The sequence below is a fragment of the Streptomyces sp. NPDC088733 genome (genome assembly GCF_044751185.1).
GTDB lineage: Bacteria > Actinomycetota > Actinomycetes > Streptomycetales > Streptomycetaceae > Actinacidiphila.
The window spans coordinates 105,244-120,677 of the sequence record NZ_JBIVLH010000011.1; the positions used below are offsets into that span (position 1 = coordinate 105,244).

Here is a 15,434-nt window from a genome sequence, read left to right on the forward strand (position 1 = left end):
TCCTGCCATGGGCACCAGCATCGAACCCGTTCCGCCGACGCCTCCGCGGCCGCCGGCCGCTCCGTCGTCGTTGTCGCCGTCGCGGGCCGCCGACTTCATGCGGTGTCCGCTGCTGTACCGGCTGCGGGTGATCGACAAGCTGCCGGAGAAGCCGAGTCCGGCCGCCGCGCGGGGCACGGTGGTGCACGCGGTGCTGGAGCGGCTCTTCGACAACCCGGCCGGCGAGCGGACGGCGGAGCGGGCGCGGGCGATGGTGCCGGGGCAGTGGCGGCGGCTGCTCGAGGAGCGCCCCGAGCTGTCGCAGCTGTTCCCCGCCGGGGAGGGGCAGGAGCTGGCGGAGTGGCTGGAGGGGGCGGCCGGGCTGGTGGAGCGGTGGTTCTCGCTGGAGGACCCGACGCGGCTGGAGCCCGCGGAGCGCGAGCTGTACGTGGAGACGGAGCTGGAGTCGGGGCTGACGCTGCGCGGCTACATCGACCGTCTCGACGTGGCCCCGGCCTCCGGCGATCTGCGCGTGGTGGACTACAAGACCGGCAAGGCCCCGCGCCCGGAGTACGCGGACGAGGCGCTGTTCCAGATGAAGTTCTACGCGCTGGTGCTGTGGCGGCTGCGCGGGGTGGTGCCGCGCCGGCTGCAGCTGGTCTACCTGGGCAGCGGCGAGGTGATGACGTACGACCCGTCGGAGGAGGACCTGCTGGCGGTGGCGCGCAAGCTGGAGGCGCTGTGGCAGGCGATCCGGCGGGCGACCGAGTCCGGCGACTGGCGGCCGCGTCCGAGCCGGCTGTGCGACTGGTGCGACCACCAGGCGGTCTGCCCGTCGTTCGGCGGCACTCCCCCGCCGTATCCGCTGGCGGTGGTGGGGAAGAATGGGGATTCCTGAGCTGAGGAGATCACGTGGCCATTCGCGTTCTGCTGGTTGACGACCAGCCGCTGCTGCGCACCGGTTTCCGGATGATCCTGGAGGCGGAGCCGGAACTGGCGGTGGTCGGTGAGGCGGGGGACGGCCAGCAGGCTCTGGAGCAGGTGCGGGCCCTGCAGCCGGACGTCGTGCTGATGGACATCCGCATGCCGCGGATGGACGGGGTGGAGGCCACCCGGCAGATCACCGGTCCCGGGCGGGACGGCCCGGCGAAGGTGCTGGTGCTGACCACGTTCGACCTGGACGAGTACGTGGTGGAGGCGCTGCGCGCGGGTGCCAGCGGTTTCCTGCTGAAGGACGCCCCGGCGCACGAACTGGTGCAGGCGATCCGGGTGGTCGCGGCGGGCGAGGCGATGCTCGCGCCGAGCATCACGCGGCGGCTGCTCGACAAGTACGCGGGACGGCTGCCGTCGGGCGAGGAGCCGGTGCCGCAGGCGCTGCACACGCTGACCGACCGTGAGGTCGAGGTGCTGAAGCTGGTCGCGCGGGGACTGTCGAACGCCGAGATCGCGGCGGAGCTGTTCGTGAGCGAGACGACGGTCAAGACCCATGTGGGACATGTGCTGACGAAGCTCGCGCTGCGGGACCGCGTGCAGGCGGCGGTGTACGCGTACGAGAGCGGTCTGGTGCGGCCAGGAGCGCAGTAGCCGTCCCCCGGTGGGGCGGGGGGACGTCCGGCCGTCGGGGAGGCCAGAGGCGTCGCGCTGGTCAGCCGGCCTGGTCGACCTTCTGGATCTCCCAGAAGCGGAAGACGGTGGACTGGTCGAGGGTCCATTCCAGGCCGTTGACGGTGTCCTTGGCGGCCACGTACTGCTTGCCCTGCCACAGCGGGATGATCGGCACGTCGTCGGCGACCGTGTCCTGCAGTTCCTCGAAGTCCGAGGTGGTGGAGGCGCGGTTGTCCTCGGCGGCGGTGCGCGGGATGAGTTCGCCGCTGAGCCGCTGGTTCACGTAGTGGTTGGACAGCACGTTGCCGTCGCCGAAGAAGGGCGCGGTGAAGTTGTCCGGGTCCGGGTAGTCGGGAACCCAGCCTCGGACGTAGACGGCGTACTTGCCGGCGGCGATGTCCTTGGCGTACTGGTCGGCGTCGGTGGACTTGACGTCGACGTCGAACAGGCCGCTGGCGTTGAGCTGCTGGGCGATCTCCTTCAGCTCGGCCACGGTGCCGGGGCCGTAGCGGACGGGGGTGGCCCAGAGGGTGAAGCGGACCGGTTCGGTGATGCCCGCCCCGGTGAGCGCGGCCTGGGCGCGGGCGGTGTCGCCGCCCTCGCCGTAGCGGTCGAAGAAGGCCGTGTTGTGGCCGGTGATGCCCTGCGGCACGATCGAGTACAGCGGGGTGGCGGTGCGGTCGTAGACGTCGCGGATGATGGCCTTGCGGTCGATCAGGTAGGCGACGGCGCGACGGACGGCCTTGTCGGAGACCGCGGGGTCGTCGACGTTGAAGACCAGGTGCTGGACCTCGGCGCCGGTGCCCTCGACGACCTTCATGTGGCTGTCCCCGGAGGCCGCCTTCTGCTGGAGGTCGGCGATGTCCTTGGCGGCGAGGCCTCGGTAGGCGAGGTCGACGTCGCCGTCCTCGAGGGCCTTGCCGAGGCCGCTCTCCTCCGTGAAGAACTTCATGGTCATGCCGGAGTTGTGGACTTCGGCGGTGCCCTGGTAGCGGTCGTTGACCGAGAAGACGGCCTGGTCCCCGGCGGTGTACGAGTCCAGCCGGTACGGGCCGCTGCCCATCGCCTTGTTGTCGTCGCGGAGCTTGTCCGCCGGGTACTCGCGGTGGTCCACGATGGAGCCGGCGCCGGAGGCGATCTTCATGGGGAAGGTCGCATCGGAGTACTTCAGGTGGAAGACGACGCGGTCGGCGGTGGGGGCGTCGAGCGTCTTGATCGAGTCCAGGAGGACCGCGGGACCGTTCGCGTCGTTGATCTTGATGGTGCGCTCGAAGGAGTACTTGACGTCCTGCGAGGTGAGGTCGTCACCATTGCTGAACTTCAGTCCCGGGCGCAGGGTGCAGTCGAAGGTCCGGCTGGCCGAGTCGGTGAACGCGCAGTTCTCGGCGGCTTCGGGCTCGGGCTTGGTGGCGCCCCGGGGGAAGCTCATCAGGGACTGGAAGACGTTGTTGAAGACGATCCAGGAACCCACGTCGTAGCCGGAGGCGGGATCGACGGCCGTGACCTTGTCCGTGATCCCCATCGTGACGGATTTGCCCTCACCTCCCCCGTCACCGGAGCCGCTCCCGCAGCCGGCCGCAAATATCGCTGTCGCGGACAGCGGGAGAGCCAGTAGCTGGACTCTGTTCCTCACGGGGGTACCTCACTTCGTGGTGCGAATGGGCCCGGCTGGTACGGATCCGCGCGGAACGCCCGGATCCGTACCAGCCGACGGCTCATCCTGCCACGCCGCGCCCGAGCTCCCAGAACTGGGCGGTGGAGGAGGAATTCAGCAGCCACTCGGCGCCGGTGATGTTGTCGCGGGTGGCGACGTACTGCTTGTCCTGGTACAGCGGGATCATCGGCAGGTCCTTGGCCAGGATGTCCTGCATCTGCAGGAAGTCCTTGTCCGTCTGGCCGCGGTCGGCGGTCTGGCGGGTGCTGGGCAGCAGCGAGTTCTTGATGTCGCCGCCGGGGTAGTTCAGGTTGAGGAAGCCTTCGGCGAAGAACGGCGCGATGTAGGTGTCCGCGTCGGGGAAGTCGGGGAGCCAGCTGAGCGAGTACGCCGCCCACTGGCCCTTGACCGCGCCCGGGAGGAAGGTCTTCCACGGGGCGCCCTTGAGCGTCACGTCGAACAGGCCGCTGGCGTTGAGCTGCTTCTGCAGGGCCACCGCCTCTTCCTTGTTCGGCGTGGCCGGGCGGTCCGTCGTGTAGGTGAACGTCAGCTTGACCGGGGTGCTGATGCCGGCGGCGGACAGGGCCGCGGCGGCCTTGTCGCGGCTGGGCTGCCCGTACATGTTGAAGTACGAGTTGCTGTGACCGACGATGCCTGCGGGCACGGCGCCGAAGAGCGGCGTCGCGGTGCGGTGGGTCACGTCGCGGGTGAGCGCGTCACGGTCGACGATGTGGGCTATGGCCTCACGGACGGCCTTGTCCTTCACCGTCGGGTCGTCGACGTTGAAGAACATGTAGCGGACGGAGGGGCTGGTCGCCTCCGTCAGCTTGATGGTCGGCACCTTGCCCTGCTGGATGTTGTAGATCTGGTCGGCGGTGAAGGTGCGGTTCACCATGTCGATCTGGCCGTCGGCGAGCGCCTTCTCCATCGCGTCCGCGGTCTCGAAGAAGCGGACCTCGATCTTGCTGTTGTTGAGCTTGCTCACCAGGCCCTTGTAGCTGGGGTTGGCGCTGAGGACGGCCTTGTCGCCCTCCCACGAGTCCAGCTTGTAGGGGCCCGAGCCGACCATCTGCAGGCCGTCGAGCGCCTTGTCCGCGGGGTACACCTCGCTGTCGACGATGGCCGCGGCGGGGGTCGCCAGCTTGTACGGGAAGGTGGCGTCGGAGGCCTTGAGGTGGAAGACCACGGTCTTCTCGTCCGGGGCCTCGACGGTCTCGATGTTCGACAGGAGGCTGACCGGGCCGTAGTCGCTCTTGATCTTGATGACGCGGTCGATGGAGAACTTGACGTCCTCGGAGGTCAGCGCGTGCCCGTTGGAGAACGTCAGGCCGTCGCGCAGAGTGCAGCGGTAGGTCTCGGACTTGGTGTCGGAGAACTCGCAGGACTTGGCCGCGTCCGGGGACGGGGTCGTCGCGCTGCGCTGGTAACCCAGCAGCATCTGGAAGGTGTTGTTGAAGAAGGTGTACGTGCCACCGTCGTACGAGGTGGCCGGGTCCACGGGAGAGGGCAGTTCCTTGGACACGGCGATGTGGTCGGTGGTACCCACGACGATCGTGTCGCCGCCGCCGCCTCCGGCGTTCGAATCACCGCATCCGGCGAGTACGGGCGCGGCGAGGCCCATCACGGCCGGCAGCACCAGCAGCTTGCGATTCATGCTCGTTGTTCTCCCTCTTCCGGCCCTCGGCCGCGCAGTCTGAGCGGGGCGACGATACCCGGAATTGCCGGTGCCCGGCATTCCGGCCGACCGCCCCCTGACACGGAGAAGTTGAGCCCGCGTCACAGGCGGATAACAGGGAGTGGTGCACCGATATCCGGACAGCGGAACGAACAGCCCGCCGCCCCCCAATACGGACACAACAGCACTACACGCACCGTCAATTGACGGGCCGAAGCACGTCCGGAGGGTGTTGTCGACGCCCGTCGACGTGAAAAGTATCACGCCAGCCGACGACCGCCGGTAAAGAATTCGGCAGCCGCGAAAGGTCACGGAAAATGAGCGGGCGGGCGCCCAGAGTTTCCACTCAATTTATGGCGACGCTCAGTGAACGGCCGTAATCAGAGAGCGCAGAAAAGGCACGTCGACGGCTTCGAGGGACGCCACGACGGCCCGCCCGGGCGCGGGCTCGATGGGGGCGATCGAGGGCACCGCCACCACCTGGCACCCGGCCGCCTCCGCGGCGCTGACACCGGTCGGGGTGTCCTCGACGACCACGCAGCGCGCGGGGTCGGCGCCCAGGCGCGCGGCGGCGTGCAGATAGGACTCGGGGTGCGGCTTGCCCTGGACCACCTCGTCCCCCGCGACGGAGAACGCGAAGTGCTCGGGGCCGATGGAGAGCATGACGGCGTCGATGATGCGGCGGTGGGAGGCGGAGACCAGGGCGGCGGGCACGCCGTGCGCGGCCAGTTCCGTGAGCAGGCGCCGCGCGCCCGGCATGAGCGGTACTCCCCGGCCGATGAGCTCGACGAACCGCAGGTTGATCAGCGCGGACAGCTCGGCGAGGGTGGCGTCGGTGCCGGTGACCGAGATCAGGTGTCCCAGGCTGCGGGCCATCGGGCCGCCGACGACCACCTCGCGGTGGGTGTCGTCCAGGACGTGCCCGAGCTGCGCGAACACCTCGACCTCCGCGTTCCACCAGAAGCCTTCGGTGTCGACCAGCGTGCCGTCCATGTCCAGGAGGACGGCCTGCAGGCCTGCGTCCCGGGCCGGCCGGGTCTCGGTGACGGGAATACCGCTGGTCATGCGCCCCACATCCTTCACAGTCCAGGGGGCACAAAGGCCGGTCGCCTCGCGCCCCAGGGTGATGGGGGCGTGGGACCGGCCAGGTGCCGTTCGGATCGTCCAGTGTACGACGTATGACCCGTTACCGCGCGTTGAAGTACTTTGCCTCCGGATGATGGATGACGATGGCGTCGGTGGACTGCTCCGGGTGGAGCTGGAACTCCTCCGACAGCCGCACGCCGATCCGCTCGGGCTCCAGCAGCTGCGCGATCTTGGCCCGGTCCTCCAGGTCGGGGCAGGCCCCGTAGCCGAGGGAGAAGCGGGCGCCGCGGTACTTCAGCGCGAACATGTCCTCCATGGCGCCGGGGTCCTCCCCGGAGAAGCCCAGCTCCGCGCGGACCCGGGCGTGCCAGTACTCGGCGAGCGCCTCGGCGAGCTGGACGGACAGGCCGTGCAGCTCCAGGTAGTCGCGGTAGGCGTCGGCGGCGAACAGCTTGTTGGCGGCCTCCGAGACCGCGTTGCCGACCGTCACCACCTGGAGGCCGACGACGTCGGTCTCGCCGGACTCCTCCGGGCGGAAGAAGTCGGCCAGGCACAGCCGGCGGCCGCGGCGCTGCCGCGGGAAGGTGAAGCGGGTCCGCTCCGCGCCGTCCTCGCCGAGGATGATCAGGTCGTCGCCCTTGGAGACGCAGCGGAAGTAGCCGTAGACGACCGCCGCTTCCAGCAGGCCCTCGCTCTGCATGCGGTCCAGCAGTCCGCGCAGCCGCGGCCGGCCCTCGGTCTCCACCAGTTCCTCGTAGCCGGGACCGCCGGTCCTGGACTGCTTCAGGCCCCACTGGCCCTTGAACAGCGCGCCCTCGTCGAGCCAGGACGCGTAGTCCTTGAGCGGGATGCCCTTGACGATCCGCGAACCCCAGAACGGCGGGGTGGGAACGGGGTTGTCGGTGGCCACGTCCGAGCGGATCTGGCCGCGGTTCTCCTCGGTCTCCTCCGGCGCGCCCGCCTGCCCGTCCCGGCGGGCGACGCGGCGCTGCCGGAGTTCGGGGAGGGTGGCGCCGGGCACGCCGCGCTTGACCGCGATGAGCGCGTCCATCAGCCGCAGGCCCTCGAACGCGTCGCGGGCGTAGCGGACTTCGCCCTCGTAGATCTCGTGGAGGTCCTGCTCGACGTACGCGCGGGTGAGGGCGGCGCCGCCGAGGATGACCGGGAACCGGGCGGCCAGACCGCGCTGGTTGAGCTCCTCCAGGTTCTCCTTCATGATCACGGTGGACTTCACCAGCAGGCCCGACATGCCGATGACGTCCGCCGCGTGCTCCTGGGCGGCGTCGAGGATCGCCGAGACCGGCTGCTTGATGCCCAGGTTGACGACGTTGTAGCCGTTGTTGGACAGGATGATGTCCACGAGGTTCTTGCCGATGTCGTGCACGTCGCCGCGGACGGTGGCCAGCACGATGGTGCCCTTGCCGGAGGCGTCGGACTTCTCCATGTGCGGTTCGAGGTGGGCGACGGCGGTCTTCATCACCTCGGCGGACTGCAGGACGAACGGCAGCTGCATCTGGCCGGAGCCGAAGAGTTCGCCGACGACCTTCATGCCCTCCAAGAGGGTCTCGTTGACGATGTCGAGGGCCGGACGCGCCTTCAGCGCCTCGTCGAGGTCCGCCTCCAGGCCGTTCTTCTCGCCGTCGATGATGCGCCGTTGCAGCCGCTCGTCCAGGGGGAGCGCGGCGAGCTCCTCGGCGCGGCCCGCCTTCACCGACTTGGTGTCGACGCCCTCGAACAGCTCCAGGAAGCGCTGCAGCGGGTCGTAGCCCTCGCGGCGGCGGTCGTGGACGAGGTCGAGGGCGACCTCGCGCTGCTCCTCCGGGATGCGGGCGATCGGCACGATCTTGGACGCGTGCACGATCGCCGAGTCCAGGCCGGCCTGCACGCACTCGTGCAGGAAGACCGAGTTGAGCACCGTGCGCGCGGCCGGGTTGAGGCCGAAGGAGATGTTGGACAGACCGAGCGTGGTCTGCACGGCCGGGTGGCGGCGCTTGAGTTCGCGGATCGCCTCGATGGTGGCGATGCCGTCCCCGCGGGACTCCTCCTGGCCGGTGGCGATGGTGAACGTCAGGCAGTCGACGATGATGTCGCTCTCGGCGATGCCCCAGGTGCCGGTCAGGTCGGCGATGAGGCGTTCGGCGATCGCGACCTTGGCCTCGGGCGTACGGGCCTGCCCCTCCTCGTCGATGGTGAGGGCGATGAGGGCGGCGCCGTGCTCCACGGCGAGCCGCGTGGTGCGGGCGAAGCGGGACTCGGGGCCGTCGCCGTCCTCGTAGTTGACCGAGTTGATCACCGCGCGCCCGCCGAGCTTCTCCAGGCCCGCGCGGAGCACCTCGGGCTCGGTGGAGTCCAGCACGATCGGCAGGGTGGAGGCGGTGGCGAGCCGGCCGGCGATCTCGTTCATGTCGGCGACGCCGTCGCGGCCGACGTAGTCGACGCACAGGTCCAGGAAGTGGGCGCCCTCGCGGATCTGCTCGCGCGCCATCTCCACGCAGTCGTCCCAGCGGCCGTCCAGCATGGCCTCGCGGAACTTCTTGGAACCGTTGGCGTTGGTGCGCTCGCCGATGGCGAGGTACGCGGTGTCCTGGCGGAAGGGGACCGTCTGGTAGAGCGAGGACGCGCCCGGCTCGGGGCGCGGCTCGCGGGCGGCCACCTCGTGGCCGCGGACCCGCTCGACGACCTGCCGCAGGTGCTCGGGGGTGGTGCCGCAGCAGCCGCCGACCAGGGAGAGCCCGTACTCGCGGACGAAGACCTCCTGCGCGTCGGCGAGTTCACCGGGGCTCAGCGGGTAGTGCGCGCCGTCCTTGCCGAGGACGGGGAGACCGGCGTTGGGCATGCAGGACAGCTGAATGCCGGCGTGCCGGGCGAGATAGCGCAGGTGCTCGCTCATCTCGGCGGGGCCGGTGGCGCAGTTGAGGCCGATCATGTCGATGCCGAGCGGTTCCAGCGCGGTGAGCGCGGCGCCGATCTCGGAGCCCAGCAGCATGGTGCCGGTGGTCTCGACGGTGACGGAGCAGATGAGCGGCGCCGCGGAGTGGGCGGCGTCCAGGGCCCGCCGGGCGCCGATGAGGGCGGCCTTGGTCTGCAGCAGGTCCTGGGTGGTCTCCACGATCACCGCGTCGGCGCCGCCGGCCAGCAGGCCCGCGGCGCTCTGCTCGTAGGCGTCGCGCAGCGTGCCGTACGCGACGTGGCCGAGGGTGGGGAGCTTGGTGCCGGGGCCCATCGAACCGAGCACCCAGCGGGGGCGGTCGGGGGTGGAGTAGCGGTCGGCGACCTCGCGGGCGACCCGGGCGCCGGCCTCGGCGACCTCGTGGACGCGCTCCTCGATGCCGTACTCCAGGAGGCCGGCGTAGTTGGCGCTGAAGGTGTTGGTCTCCACGCAGTCCACGCCGGCGTCGAAGTAGGCCTCGTGCACGGCGCGGACGATGTCGGGGCGGGAGATGCTCAGGATGTCGTTCAGGCCCTCGTGGCCCTGGAAGTCGTCCATGGTCGGGTTCTTCGACTGGAGCATCGTGCCCATGGCCCCGTCGGCGACCACGACCCGCTGGGCGAAGGCCTCCCGGAGGGCCGCTGCGCGGGCGTGTGCGGGGGAGGTTCCCTCGGAGGAGGAGGCGTACGAGGACGGCTGGGCCATGGATGTGCTCCCTGAGTGCGACGGCTGTCGGCTTGGCGCGCACCGGCTGTCGCTGGTACGCACCAGGCCAGCGTAGCCGGGCCGCCGGAATCCGCCTCCGGCATTCCGAAGGGCGGACCGTGGTGCCACACTCATCTCTGGGATGATGATGGTCGGCATCGTCTGACAGTGTTCAGCATTGTCGACTCGTTCATGATCGTTCCTGACAGAGGGGTTGTTCATGCCAGGTCCCATCCAGTCGCTCAGCCGTGCGGCTGCGATCCTGCGGCTGCTGGCCGGCGGGGAGCGCAGGCTCGGCCTGTCGGACGTAGCCTCCTCGCTGGGCCTGGCCAAGGGAACGGCACACGGCATCCTGCGCACCCTCCAGCAGGAGGGCTTCGTCGAGCAGGACCCGGTCTCCGGCCGCTACCAGCTGGGGGCGGAGCTGCTCCGGCTGGGCAACAGCTACCTGGACGTGCACGAGCTGCGCGCCCGCGCCCTGGTGTGGACCGACGACCTGGCCCGCTCCAGTGGCGAGGCCGTCTATCTGGGCGTCCTCCACCAGCAGGGCGTGCTCATCGTGCACCACGTCTTCCGCCCCGACGACAGCCGCCAGGTGCTGGAGGTCGGCGCGATGCACCCGCTGCACAGCAGTGCGCTGGGCAAGGTGCTCTCCGCGTACGACCCGGTCGCGCACGGCGAGGTGACCGAGATGACGCGCGAACCGCTGACCGCGCGAACGGTCACCGGGGCGGCGGAGTTCGAGGGCGTGCTCGACCTCACACGGGCCCGCGGCTGGGCGGCGGACCTGGAGGAGACCTGGGACGGCGTGGCCTCGATCGCCGCGCCCATCCACGACCGGCACCGCATGCCGGTCGGCGCGGTCGCCGTCACCGGCGCGGTGGAGCGGGTCTGCGAGGACGGCGACATCCGGGCCCACCTGGTCGCCGCGGTGCGGGACTGCGCCCGCGCGGTCTCCCGCGACCTGGGCGCCGGCCGGTTCTGAGCCCGGCCGGTTCCGGGCCCGGCCGGGAGACCGTTCCGCAACCTGTCGAACTCTTGACGCATCCGGTCACGCAGGAGAACACTCTCGTTCGGCGGTCGACATTGTCGAACAGCAGCCGACGGAGTCGGTACGGTGTACCTGGCCGTGGGACCGCCGGGGGGCCTGGTGACAGGCTCGCGAACCCCTGAACGGGACAAGGGTTCGCTCTCCCCTGGACGAAGGACAAAGGAGTCGCACGTGTCCAGTGAGCACATCTTTCTCGGCGAGACCATCGGTACCGCCATATTGATCCTTCTCGGCGGCGGCGTCTGCGCGGCCGTGACCCTCAAGAGTTCCAAGGCGCGCAACGCCGGCTGGCTCGCCATCACCTTCGGCTGGGGCTTCGCCGTCCTGACCGGTGCCTACATCTCGGGCAGCCTCTCCGGCGCCCACCTCAACCCGGCCGTCACCATCGGCCTCGCCGTCGACAGCGGCGACTGGAGCAACGTCCCGGTCTACCTGGCCGGCCAGATGCTCGGCGCGATGATCGGCGCCGCCCTCGTGTGGGCCGCCTACGCCGGGCAGTTCCAGGCCCACCTGAGCGACCCCGAGATCACCGGTGCCATCGAAGGCCCCCACACCACCGAGGGCACCGAGGGCACCGAGACCACCGCAACCGCCGCCTCCGGTAAGCGGCCGGCCGCCGCTCCCGGCCCGGTGCTGGGGATCTTCTCCACCGGCCCCGAGATCCGCAACGTGGCGCAGAACCTGGCCACCGAGATCATCGGCACCTTCGTCCTCGTGCTGTTCATCCTGACCCTCGGCCTCACCAAGGGCCTGACCGTCTCCGGTACCGGGACCCTCATGGTCGCCCTGGTCGTCGTCGGCATCGGCCTCTCGCTCGGCGGCCCGACCGGCTACGCCATCAACCCCGCGCGCGACCTCGGTCCGCGCATCGTGCACGCGCTCCTGCCGCTGCCGAACAAAGGGGGATCAGACTGGAGCTATGCCTGGATACCGGTTGTCGGCCCGATCGTGGGCGCGGTCCTCGCAGCCGGCCTCCACCGGATCGCATTCTGAGCAGTAGCAGCCGACGACCCCACTGGACTTGAGGAGCACACCGTGACCAACGCCCACACCGAAGGCCCCTTCATCGCCGCGATCGACCAGGGAACCACGTCCTCGCGCTGCATCGTCTTCGACAGGGACGGCCGCATCGTCTCGGTCGGACAGAAGGAGCACGAGCAGATCTTCCCGAAGCCGGGATGGGTCGAGCACAACGCCGCCGAGATCTGGACCAACGTCCAGGAGGTCGTCGCCGAGGCCGTCTCCAAGGCGGGCATCACCGCCGCCGACGTCAAGGCGATCGGCATCACCAACCAGCGCGAGACCACACTGCTGTGGGACAAGGCGACCGGCGAGCCGGTGCACAACGCCCTGGTCTGGCAGGACACCCGCACCGACGCCCTGTGCAAGGAGCTCGGCCGCAACGTCGGCCAGGACCGCTTCCGCCGCGAGACCGGCCTGCCCCTGGCCTCGTACTTCTCCGGCCCGAAGATCCGCTGGCTGCTCGACAACGTCGAGGGCCTGCGGGAGCGCGCCGAGGCCGGCGAGATCCTCTTCGGCACCATGGACAGCTGGGTGATCTGGAACCTCACCGGCGGCGTCAACGGCGGCCGGCACGTCACCGACGTCACCAACGCCTCCCGCACGCTGCTGATGAACCTGCACACCCTGGACTGGGACGACAAGATCCTGTCCTCCCTCGGCATCCCGGCCGCCGTGCTCCCGGAGATCCGCTCCTCCGCCGAGGTGTACGGCGAGGCCGCCTCCGGCGCCCTGGCGGGCGTGCCGGTCGCCTCCGCGCTCGGCGACCAGCAGGCCGCGCTGTTCGGCCAGACCTGCTACTCCGAGGGCGAGGCCAAGTCCACCTACGGCACCGGCACCTTCCTGCTGATGAACACCGGCGACAAGCCGATCAACAGCTACAACGGCCTGATCACCACCGTCGGCTACCGCATCGGCGACCAGAAGCCGGTGTACGCGCTGGAGGGCTCCATCGCCGTCACCGGTTCGCTGGTGCAGTGGATGCGCGACCAGATGGGCCTGATCAAGACGGCTGCCGAGATCGAGACGCTGGCCATGTCGGTCGAGGACAACGGCGGCGCCTACTTCGTGCCGGCCTTCTCCGGCCTGTTCGCCCCGTACTGGCGCTCCGACGCCCGCGGTGTGATCGCCGGCCTCACCCGCTACGTGACCAAGGCGCACATCGCCCGCGCGGTGCTGGAGGCGACCGCCTGGCAGACCCGCGAGATCGTCGACGCGATGACCAAGGACTCGGGCGTGGAGCTCACCGCGCTCAAGGTCGACGGCGGCATGACCGCCAACAACCTGCTGATGCAGACCCTCGCCGACTTCCTGGACGCGCCCGTCGTGCGCCCCCTGGTCGCCGAGACCACCTGCCTGGGCGCCGCCTACGCCGCCGGCCTGGCGGTGGGCTTCTGGTCGGACACCGACGAGCTGCGCGCCAACTGGCGCCGGGCCGCCGAATGGACCCCGCGGATGGACGCCGACATCCGCGACCGCGAGTACAAGAGCTGGCTCAAGGCCGTCGAGCGGACCATGGGCTGGATCGAAGAGGAGCACTGAACCGAACATGACCACCACGCAGCACGTCCCGGCTCTCGGGACGCATCCGACCGCCGGCCGGAACCCGGGCCGCGCCGAGACCCGGGAACTGCTGAGCCGCGCCACCTACGACCTGCTGGTGATCGGCGGCGGCATCCTGGGCACCTCCGTGGCCTGGCACGCCGCGCAGTCGGGGCTGCGGGTGGCGATGGTGGACGCCGGCGACTTCGCCGGCGCCACCAGCTCGGCCTCCTCCAAACTCGTCCACGGCGGTCTGCGCTACCTCCAGACCGGCGCGGTCAAGCTGGTGGCGGAGAACCACATGGAGCGCCGGGTGCTGGCCAGGGACGTGGCCCCGCACCTGGTGAACCCGCTCACCTTCTACCTGCCGGTCTACAAGGGCGGCCCGGTCGGGGCCGCCAAGCTCGGCGCCGGCGTCTTCGCCTACTCGGCGCTGTCGGCCTTCGGCGACGGAGTGGGCCGGATCATCTCCCCGTCCCGGGCGGCGGCCGCCAACCCGGCGCTGCGCACGGACGACCTGAAGGCGGTGGCCGTCTACTACGACCACCAGATGAACGACTCGCGCATGGCCGTGATGACGGTGCGCGCCGCCGTCGACGCGGGCGCCGTCGTCCTCAACCACGCCGAGGTGACCGGACTGCGCTTCACGCACGGCCGCGTCACCGGCGCCGACCTCAAGGACCGGCTGGACGGCACCGAGTTCGGCGTCGACGCACGGCTGGTGCTCAACGCCACCGGCCCCTGGGTCGACCACCTGCGGCGGATGGAGGACAAGGGCGCCGCGCCCAGCATCCGGCTGTCCAAGGGCGCCCACATCGTGCTCAAGCGCAAGGCGCCGTGGCGGGCGGCCATGGCGACGCCGATCGACAAGTACCGCATCACCTTCGCGCTGCCGTGGGAGGACCAGCTGCTGCTGGGCACCACGGACGAGGAGTACACCGGCGACCCGGCCGACGTACGGGCGACCGAGGCCGACGTCCGGCAGATCCTGGACGAGGCGGCCCACTCCGTGCGGGACGAGCACCTGTCCCCCGACCTGATCACCTATGCCTTCGCGGGTCTGCGGGTGCTGCCGGGCGGCCCCGGCGGGGTGGAGAAGGCCAAGCGCGAGACGGTCGTGACCGAGGGCAGCGGCGGCATGCTGTCGGTCGCGGGCGGCAAGTGGACGACGTACCGGCACATCGGGCGCACGGTCATGGGCAAGCTCGCCAAGCTGCCCGGCGGCCCGCTGAACGAGGACATGGAGCCGCTGGACCACCTGCCGCGCCGGGTGCCCCTGCCGGGGGTCGCCAACCCGAACGCGGTCGCCCACCGGCTGCTGGTCGACCGCGACCCGGGCCACCGCATCGACCCGCTGACGGCCCGTCACCTGGCGACCCACTACGGCGCGTTGTCCTTCGACATCGCCCGGATGGTGAACGAGGACCCCGCGCTCGGCGAGCGTATCCACCCCGACGGCCCGGAGATATGGGCCCAGGTCGTCTACGCCCGCGACCACGAGTGGGCGCAGACCGCGGACGACGTGCTGCGGCGCCGCACCACCGTGACGGTGCGGGGACTGGACACCGCGGACGTCCGCGCCCGCGTGGAGGCCGTCCTGGCCGCCCGGCGCGGCTGACGCCCGCGCCCCGGGCCCGGGTGGGCTGTGCGACCGGCACAGCCCACCCGGGCCTTTCGCGTTCCCACCCGCCTTCGCGGCAGAAGGGTTTGGCGCCGGGTTGACATCGGGGCGTTCCTGAAACACTCTTTAACTACTTGATTAGTTAAAGGGGGGTTGACGCATGGTCGAGTTCCGCATCGACCGGCGCAGCGGGGTCGCCACGTACCTGCAAATCGTGCATCAGACCAAACAGGCCCTGCGGCTCGGGCTGCTCCGGCCCGGCGACCAGTTGCCCACCGCCCGCGAGGTGGTCGAGACGACCGTCGTCAACCCGAACACCGTGCTGAAGGCCTATCGCGAACTGGAACGCGAGGGGCTGGTGGTCGCGCGACGCGGCCTGGGCACCTTCGTGCAGAAGTCGCTCGGCGCCGCACCCGCCGACTCGCCGCTCGCCGCGGAACTGGCCGGCTGGATGCGCCGGGCGCGCGAGAGCGGACTCGACCGCGAGGACGCGTCTGCGCTGTTCCACTCCGTGCTGGACCGGGAGTTCTCCGGCGAGCAGTGAACGAGCGGCCGGTCGAACCGGCC

General features: G+C 70.3%; 11 protein-coding genes. 7 read left to right on the plus strand and 4 right to left on the minus strand.

Annotated features, from left to right (window positions below):
- The first annotated feature begins 7 nt into the window (after nt 1–7).
- Both ACIP64_RS21615 and ACIP64_RS21620 read left to right on the plus strand, forming a co-directional pair.
- The gene (locus ACIP64_RS21615; protein ID WP_401589099.1) at nt 8–877 is read left to right on the plus strand and encodes a RecB family exonuclease; all 870 of its coding nucleotides are present in this window, start codon (nt 8–10) and stop codon (nt 875–877) included.
- 14 nt (nt 878–891) lie between these two features.
- Nucleotides 892–1,563, plus strand: coding sequence for a response regulator transcription factor (locus ACIP64_RS21620; RefSeq protein ID WP_319661988.1), 672 nt, complete (start codon nt 892–894; stop codon nt 1,561–1,563).
- A 61-nt stretch (nt 1,564–1,624) separates the two neighbouring features.
- Here ACIP64_RS21620 and ACIP64_RS21625 read toward each other — a convergent pair whose 3' ends face one another.
- The 4 genes from ACIP64_RS21625 to metH form a co-directional block, all read right to left on the minus strand.
- On the minus strand, nt 1,625–3,217 hold the full coding sequence (locus ACIP64_RS21625) for an ABC transporter substrate-binding protein (RefSeq protein WP_401589102.1): 1,593 nt from the start codon (nt 3,215–3,217) through the stop codon (nt 1,625–1,627).
- Between the two features lie 82 nt (nt 3,218–3,299).
- Nucleotides 3,300–4,892: an ABC transporter substrate-binding protein gene (locus tag ACIP64_RS21630; RefSeq protein ID WP_401589104.1), complete on the minus strand. Its 1,593-nt coding sequence runs from the start codon at nt 4,890–4,892 to the stop codon at nt 3,300–3,302.
- Between the two features lie 384 nt (nt 4,893–5,276).
- Nucleotides 5,277–5,978, minus strand: a complete 702-nt coding sequence (locus ACIP64_RS21635) for an HAD family hydrolase (RefSeq protein WP_401589107.1) — start codon at nt 5,976–5,978, stop codon at nt 5,277–5,279.
- A 121-nt stretch (nt 5,979–6,099) separates the two neighbouring features.
- Nucleotides 6,100–9,633 carry a methionine synthase gene (gene metH, locus ACIP64_RS21640; RefSeq protein WP_401589109.1) on the minus strand — a complete coding sequence of 1,178 codons (3,534 nt, stop codon included), beginning with the start codon at nt 9,631–9,633 and terminating at the stop codon, nt 6,100–6,102.
- Between the two features lie 220 nt (nt 9,634–9,853).
- Between metH and ACIP64_RS21645 the strand changes: the two genes are divergently transcribed.
- The 5 genes from ACIP64_RS21645 to ACIP64_RS21665 all read left to right on the plus strand — a co-directional run bounded on the left by ACIP64_RS21645 (nt 9,854) and on the right by ACIP64_RS21665 (nt 15,411).
- Nucleotides 9,854–10,618: an IclR family transcriptional regulator gene (locus tag ACIP64_RS21645; RefSeq protein WP_401589111.1), complete on the plus strand. Its 765-nt coding sequence runs from the start codon at nt 9,854–9,856 to the stop codon at nt 10,616–10,618.
- A gap of 237 nt (nt 10,619–10,855) precedes the next feature.
- Complete coding sequence (locus ACIP64_RS21650) at nt 10,856–11,677, plus strand: MIP/aquaporin family protein (RefSeq protein WP_401589114.1); 822 nt, start codon at nt 10,856–10,858, stop codon at nt 11,675–11,677.
- 42 nt (nt 11,678–11,719) lie between these two features.
- Complete coding sequence (gene glpK / locus ACIP64_RS21655; RefSeq protein ID WP_401589116.1) at nt 11,720–13,246, plus strand: glycerol kinase GlpK; 1,527 nt, start codon at nt 11,720–11,722, stop codon at nt 13,244–13,246.
- Between the two features lie 7 nt (nt 13,247–13,253).
- On the plus strand, nt 13,254–14,864 hold the full coding sequence (locus ACIP64_RS21660) for an FAD-dependent oxidoreductase (protein ID WP_401589119.1): 1,611 nt from the start codon (nt 13,254–13,256) through the stop codon (nt 14,862–14,864).
- A gap of 163 nt (nt 14,865–15,027) precedes the next feature.
- Complete coding sequence (locus ACIP64_RS21665; protein ID WP_401589122.1) at nt 15,028–15,411, plus strand: GntR family transcriptional regulator; 384 nt, start codon at nt 15,028–15,030, stop codon at nt 15,409–15,411.
- The last annotated feature ends 23 nt before the right edge of the window (nt 15,412–15,434 follow it).

What these genes read in the sequence shown, in the direction of transcription:
- ACIP64_RS21615 (WP_401589099.1), top strand. Translation starts at nt 8, where the DNA reads ATGGGCACCAGCATCGAACCCGTTCCGCCGACGCCTCCGCGGCCGCCG.
- ACIP64_RS21665 (WP_401589122.1), top strand. Translation starts at nt 15,028, where the DNA reads ATGGTCGAGTTCCGCATCGACCGGCGCAGCGGGGTCGCCACGTACCTG.
- ACIP64_RS21635 (WP_401589107.1), bottom strand. Translation starts at nt 5,978, where the DNA reads ATGACCAGCGGTATTCCCGTCACCGAGACCCGGCCGGCCCGGGACGCA.
- ACIP64_RS21645 (WP_401589111.1), top strand. Translation starts at nt 9,854, where the DNA reads ATGCCAGGTCCCATCCAGTCGCTCAGCCGTGCGGCTGCGATCCTGCGG.
- metH (WP_401589109.1), bottom strand. Translation starts at nt 9,633, where the DNA reads ATGGCCCAGCCGTCCTCGTACGCCTCCTCCTCCGAGGGAACCTCCCCC.
- ACIP64_RS21630 (WP_401589104.1), bottom strand. Translation starts at nt 4,892, where the DNA reads ATGAATCGCAAGCTGCTGGTGCTGCCGGCCGTGATGGGCCTCGCCGCG.
- ACIP64_RS21660 (WP_401589119.1), top strand. Translation starts at nt 13,254, where the DNA reads ATGACCACCACGCAGCACGTCCCGGCTCTCGGGACGCATCCGACCGCC.